We start from the raw sequence: 4,784 nt of genomic DNA on the forward strand, positions 1-4,784 counted from the left end.
AAGTCAGCTTGTTCAAGATTGAATTACTGGCGACTTACCGAAAGGAAGGAAGCGAGTGATTAAAACCGAATTTGCTTGGCGGCCATAGCGCGGTGGTCCCACCTGATCCCATGCCGAACTCAGAAGTGAAACGCCGTAGCGCCGATGGTAGTGTGGGGTCTCCCCATGTGAGAGTAGGGAACTGCCAAGCATCAATATTTAGGCTGTGTCAGCCGGTGACAATAAGCCACTAGTGCTGATATGGCTCAGTTGGTAGAGCACACCCTTGGTAAGGGTGAGGTCCCCAGTTCGAATCTGGGTATCAGCACCATAAAAAATTATTGATAACTACATAAACAGATAGTTATATACAGAATTTGCTTAGCGGCCATAGCGCGGTGGTCCCACCTGATCCCATGCCGAACTCAGAAGTGAAACGCCGTAGCGCCGATGGTAGTGTGGGGTCTCCCCATGTGAGAGTAGGGAACTGCTAAGCATTAAATAAGACGAGAAAGCCAACCCAATGGGTTGGCTTTTTTGCATTTGTTTTTCTTTATTCTTAATGATCATCATACCTAGAAGATTACGGGTATCTTTTTAACTTACTCTTATTACCTATCAACATCTCACTCGCGCTATCCTCACAGCAGGTTGACTGTTAAACTAAGCTATCAGCTAAATGAGGTCGACTTTCATGAATGAACCTATTTCATTGCAATCATTTAATACATTTGGTTTGAAAGCCAATGCTCGTCATATAGAAACGGCAAAGAATACAGATGAACTCTGTCGGTACTGGCAAAATGCTCAAGACCAAAAACTGCCTATTCTTATTTTAGGCGGAGGGAGTAATGTTCTATTCATTGAAGATTTTAACGGTACGGTGATTAGAAACTGTATTTCTGGCATTGAAATTACAGAAGATGAGCAACAATGGCATATTCATGTTGGGGCAGGTGAAAATTGGCATAACCTTATAAAGAGCTTAATTGAAAAGCATATTTATGGGTTAGAAAATCTCGCTTTAATCCCTGGTAATGTTGGGTCTGCTCCCATACAAAATATTGGTGCTTATGGTAAAGAATTAAAAGACGTTTGCGCCTATGTTGATATTGTTGAGTTAAGCACTGGTAAAGTCACGCGTTTAACAAATGAAGAGTGCCAATTTGGCTATCGCGACAGTATTTTTAAACATCACTATCAGCAAGGTTATGCAATTATTGCCGTTGGTTTAGTGCTGAATAAACATTGGGAACCTATTTTGACCTATGGTGATTTAGCTAAATTATCACCAGAAACAGTCACACCACAGATAGTATTCGAATCTGTATGCGGTATGAGGACAAGTAAATTGCCGGATCCTGCTCTTACAGGTAATGCGGGTAGTTTTTTTAAAAATCCTATTGTTGATATAAAACTTGCACAACGCTTAAAAAGTAAATATCCATTTTGCCCTCAATATGTACAACATAATGGTGTAAAACTTGCTGCAGGCTGGCTTATTGATCAATGTGGTTTGAAAGGTTATCAGAGCGGTGGCGCTGCTGTGCATACAAAACAGGCATTGGTATTAATTAATAAAGAAGGCAAGGCAAGTGGGCGCGATATTGTTAATTTAGCAAGTTATATTCGCCAAAAGGTATTTGAACGTTTTGGAGTCCAATTAGAGCCGGAAGTGCGTTTTATTGGACGGCATGGCGAGATTAACGCGGTGGATGCTATTTCATGAAAGAGACATCAACTCCTCTATTACTCATCAATATCCTTGCTGATGGTGAGCTCCATTCAGGAGAACAATTAGGCGAAAGTTTGGGGATGACACGGGCAGGGATTAATAAGCATATCAAGACATTGCGTAGCTGGGGTATCGACATTCATACAGTGGCAGGTCAGGGTTATCAGCTAGATGCACCGATGAACCTGTTAAACAGTGAACGTGTCAATCGAGGCATTCAAGGTGCACCAGCTCGTGTGATACCGGTTATTGATTCAACTAACCAGTATATGATACAGCGTATTAGTGAATTAACCTCCGGTGATGTTTGTATTGCTGAATATCAATCTGCAGGGCGTGGGCGTAGAGGGCGGCAATGGATCTCTCCTTTTGGTCGTAATCTATATCTCAGTATGTATTGGAAATTGGATCAAGGGCCTGCTGCAGCAATCGGGCTAAGTTTAGTTGTTGGTGTGATCCTTGCTGAAGTTTTACAGCAATTTGGTGCGAATGGTGTCAAAGTTAAATGGCCAAACGATCTTTACTTAAATGATAAAAAATTATCTGGGATCTTGGTTGAATTAACGGGAAAAACAGGTGATGTTGCGCATATTGTTACTGGCATTGGTATTAATATCGCCATGAGTAACAATCAAAAAGATGCAATAAACCAACAATGGATTAATTTAGAGCAGGTAGGGATAAAAATAGATAGGAATCAGTTGGCTTGTGAAATCACTAATGCGCTAAGAAAAGCATTTGTACAATTTGAAAAACAGGGGTTATCTGCTTTTATTGAACGTTGGAAAAGTTTAGATAATTTTATTGATAGGCGTGTTAAATTAATTATTGGTGACAAAGAGATCTTTGGTATCGCTAAAGGTATTAATGAGCAAGGGGCGTTACTTTTAGAACAAAACAATAAAATAGTACCCTATATTGGTGGTGAGATATCGCTACGAAGTGCACCATAATTGGTTTATTTTGCTACAATTTTCATATTAAAATATGCTCTCTAAAATAGGTAAAGAGAGCATATTTAAATTTAATCCGCCTATTTATAGGGTGAGAATTGATAATTTATCTATTCTCTAAATAGGTAAGATTTATTTACGTAATCTAACGCTTTTAACCGAATGGTTATCACCTTTAGTCATAATCAAGCTGGCTCTTTCACGGGTTGGTAAAATATTTTGCTTTAGGTTTAAGCCATTAATTTCTTGCCAAATGGAAGACGCGATCTCAATAGATTCTTCGCGACTCAGCTTGGAATAATTATTGAAATAGGATTCGGGATCGGTAAATGCCCCTTCACGGAATTTTAAAAATCGGCTGATATACCAGTGTTTCAATAATGCTTCATCTGCATCAACATAAATGGAAAAGTCGACATAATCTGATACAAAAACATTATGTGGATCATGAGGGTAGTCTTGATTACTCTGTAATACATTGAGTCCTTCAAGGATCAAAATATCGGGTTGCTCAATGACCTGTTTTTTGTCTGGAATAATGTCATACACTAAATGAGAATAGACAGGTGCAGTCACTTGCTTTTTGCCCGATTTAATATCAGAGACAAAAGAGACAAGACTATGCATATCATAGGATTCAGGAAACCCTTTTTTCTTCATTATTCCGCGTTTTTTTAATTCCGCATTAGGTAATAAAAATCCATCAGTGGTAATCAAATCCACTTTCCGATGTTCAGGCCAACGAGTTAGCAAAGCTTGAAGTAAACGGGCAGTCGTACTTTTACCCACCGCTACGCTACCCGCTATACCAATGATATAAGGAATTTTGGCGTTATTTGTGCCTAGAAACTGTTCTAAGACAGCCTGACGACGTAAATTTGAACTGATATAGAAATTTAACAACCTTGATAATGGAAGATAAATTTCAATGACATCATCAATTGAGATTTCTTCATTAATGCCTTTAAGGTCGGCAATTTCTGTTTCTGTTAATGTTAAGGGGACCGAATTCCTTAACGTAGCCCACTGCTTTCTATCAAATTCTAAATAAGGGGTTGTAAAGCGTTCTTTGTTATTCATAAGCCAACATCTGCCTAGTATTCGCAGGTTGGACAGGCTGTTTAAAACACCCGTATCCGATAAAAAATAAACAGCATCATAACGAGTGATGTGGCAGAGGCGTAGAGATTTTTTACTTTTTTTCTGCTTTTTTTGACGCGAACTGAATAAATTTGTAAAAAAAGTACAAAAAATAGTCATAAAAAATAAAAATAAGCGTAGAATAAAAGCGTAAAAATAATTCTTTTAGGTGAATTTTACTGTTTAGTGATAAATCTAGGATTGTAGAGAGAATATTGCGTTGGATTTTCTTTGATTTTTTTGCTGTCATTTTGGTCGTTTTTTTCCTAAAAAATCAACAATACATACAAAAATGAACAAAATCTAAGCAAAAGAACAAATATCGCAATTTTTTTGTTGCATCATGACGAAAGTCCTCCTAGAATGCGCACCACTTAGCCGGCATAGCTCAGTTGGTAGAGCAACTGACTTGTAATCAGTAGGTCCCGAGTTCGACTCTTGGTGCCGGCACCATTTAAAATTTAGATTTGGTGGGATACCCAAGCGGCCAAAGGGAGCAGACTGTAAATCTGCCGTCACAGACTTCGAAGGTTCGAATCCTTCTCCCACCACCATTAATTCCTTACTTAAGTGTTTTCAAACCGTGAACACTTGAGTAGAATACAAAGCTGATTTTAAGTCAGGTAGCCGAGTTCTGCGGGCATCGTATAATGGCTATTACCTCAGCCTTCCAAGCTGATGATGCGGGTTCGATTCCCGCTGCCCGCTCCAGATGTGCTGATATAGCTCAGTTGGTAGAGCGCACCCTTGGTAAGGGTGAGGTCGGCAGTTCGAATCTGCCTATCAGCACCACTCCCCAATGTTCTTGCCTTCCTGATTAAAAATCTTAACAAGCATAGCTAATCGCTAGTTTAATTACTGCTTGGTTGATGTGGTGTAACCACCGATTCCGTGTCTTAGAGGGACAATTTAAATGTCTAAAGAAAAATTTGAACGTTCAAAACCGCACGTTAACGTTGGTACTATCGGCCACGTTG

3 protein-coding genes, 5 tRNA genes, 2 rRNA genes and 1 pseudogene are annotated in these 4,784 nt (G+C 39.2%); 10 read left to right on the plus strand and 1 reads right to left on the minus strand.

The annotated features are described in order from the left end of the window. Positions 1-74 precede the first annotated feature (74 nt). The 5 genes from rrf (AACV00_RS00810) to birA all read left to right on the plus strand — a co-directional run bounded on the left by rrf (AACV00_RS00810) (position 75) and on the right by birA (position 2,667). Positions 75-190 (plus strand): 5S ribosomal RNA (gene rrf, locus AACV00_RS00810). Positions 191-234: 44 nt separating this feature from the next. Beyond that, a tRNA-Thr gene (locus tag AACV00_RS00815) sits at positions 235-310 on the plus strand. A 49-nt stretch (positions 311-359) separates the two neighbouring features. Continuing rightward, positions 360-475: ribosomal RNA gene (gene rrf, locus AACV00_RS00820) — 5S ribosomal RNA — on the plus strand. A gap of 198 nt (positions 476-673) precedes the next feature. Next, entirely contained in the window at positions 674-1,708 is a 1,035-nt protein-coding gene (gene murB, locus AACV00_RS00825; RefSeq protein WP_004246973.1) for a UDP-N-acetylmuramate dehydrogenase, read from the plus strand. After that, positions 1,705-2,667, plus strand: coding sequence for a bifunctional biotin--[acetyl-CoA-carboxylase] ligase/biotin operon repressor BirA (birA, locus tag AACV00_RS00830; protein ID WP_004246972.1), 963 nt, complete (start codon positions 1,705-1,707; stop codon positions 2,665-2,667). Before murB ends, birA begins: the two co-directional genes overlap by 4 nt. 132 nt (positions 2,668-2,799) lie before the next feature. Here birA and coaA read toward each other — a convergent pair whose 3' ends face one another. Next, positions 2,800-3,747, minus strand: a complete 948-nt coding sequence (gene coaA, locus AACV00_RS00835; RefSeq protein WP_004246971.1) for a type I pantothenate kinase — start codon at positions 3,745-3,747, stop codon at positions 2,800-2,802. Positions 3,748-4,184: 437 nt separating this feature from the next. Between coaA and AACV00_RS00840 the strand changes: the two genes are divergently transcribed. The 5 genes and pseudogenes from AACV00_RS00840 to AACV00_RS00860 all read left to right on the plus strand — a co-directional run. After that, positions 4,185-4,260, plus strand: a tRNA-Thr gene (locus AACV00_RS00840). A 16-nt stretch (positions 4,261-4,276) separates the two neighbouring features. Beyond that, positions 4,277-4,361: transfer RNA gene (locus AACV00_RS00845), tRNA-Tyr, on the plus strand. Between the two features lie 82 nt (positions 4,362-4,443). Then, positions 4,444-4,518, plus strand: a tRNA-Gly gene (locus tag AACV00_RS00850). Positions 4,519-4,523: 5 nt separating this feature from the next. Next, positions 4,524-4,599: transfer RNA gene (locus AACV00_RS00855), tRNA-Thr, on the plus strand. Between the two features lie 121 nt (positions 4,600-4,720). Further along, positions 4,721-4,784: pseudogene (locus AACV00_RS00860) on the plus strand (GTP-binding protein); the annotation flags it as partial.

Origin of the sequence: Proteus sp. G3927, assembly GCF_963894685.1 — a bacterium.
GTDB lineage: Bacteria > Pseudomonadota > Gammaproteobacteria > Enterobacterales > Enterobacteriaceae > Proteus > Proteus mirabilis.

Excerpts from the sequence above, each read along its gene's own strand:
- murB (WP_004246973.1), top strand. The coding sequence starts at position 674 with ATGAATGAACCTATTTCATTGCAATCATTTAATACATTTGGTTTGAAA.
- birA (WP_004246972.1), top strand. The coding sequence starts at position 1,705 with ATGAAAGAGACATCAACTCCTCTATTACTCATCAATATCCTTGCTGAT.
- coaA (WP_004246971.1), bottom strand. The coding sequence starts at position 3,747 with ATGAATAACAAAGAACGCTTTACAACCCCTTATTTAGAATTTGATAGA.